Consider the following 671-nt stretch of genomic DNA (forward strand, 5'->3'; position numbering starts at 1 on the left):
TGGCAACAGTATATCTGATGGTATTCCCAATACATTAATAGAAGCATTTATTATGGGTGCTTTCCCCATTCAATCTAATCCCGGGGGAGTTTCTGAGGAGCTGATTGAAAATGGGAGCAACGGTTTATTAATTTTTGAACCAGAAGATGTTGAACATCTGAAAAGCCTGATTTTAAAAGCAATTGAAGGGGAAATTGATTTTTATAAATCTGCCCTCCGTAATCAAAAAATTTCATTGGAACGGTTTGACTATAACATAAATAAGAGAAAAATCAATGAATTATATATACCCAGATCGGTACAGAAAGGTTTATGAATTATATAGAACTTAAAAAATCACTATGTCAAATATACTAATCACTGGTGGTGCAGGAAATATCGGGAGTGCCCTGGCAAGTAAACTGGCTAAAGATTCTAAAAACAATATTGTCATAGTGGATAATCTTTTGACCGGTACCTTGTCTAAAATTCCAAAGGCTGAAAACATAAAATTCATCAAAGCAAATATTAACGAATATAATGACGTAGCCCCGGTGTTTGGAAGCCACAAATTTGATTTTGTTTTTCATTATGCTGCTGTGGTAGGGGTGAGAAGAACTTTGGAGAATCCAATGATGGTATTAAATGATATTGAAGGTATAAAGAGTATCTTATCCCTGTCAAAGAATACC

The 671-nt window shown here is 34.4% G+C and carries 2 protein-coding genes; both read left to right on the plus strand.

Annotated elements, in window-relative coordinates:
* Positions 1-316, plus strand: a 316-nt coding sequence (locus HC175_RS16020; protein ID WP_168139411.1) for a glycosyltransferase, incomplete at its 5' end; no start/stop codon positions are given.
* A 25-nt stretch (positions 317-341) separates the two neighbouring features.
* The coding region (locus HC175_RS16025) for an NAD-dependent epimerase/dehydratase family protein (RefSeq protein WP_168139412.1) at positions 342-671 on the plus strand (330 nt) is incomplete at its 3' end.

The organism is Salinimicrobium oceani (assembly GCF_012037645.1).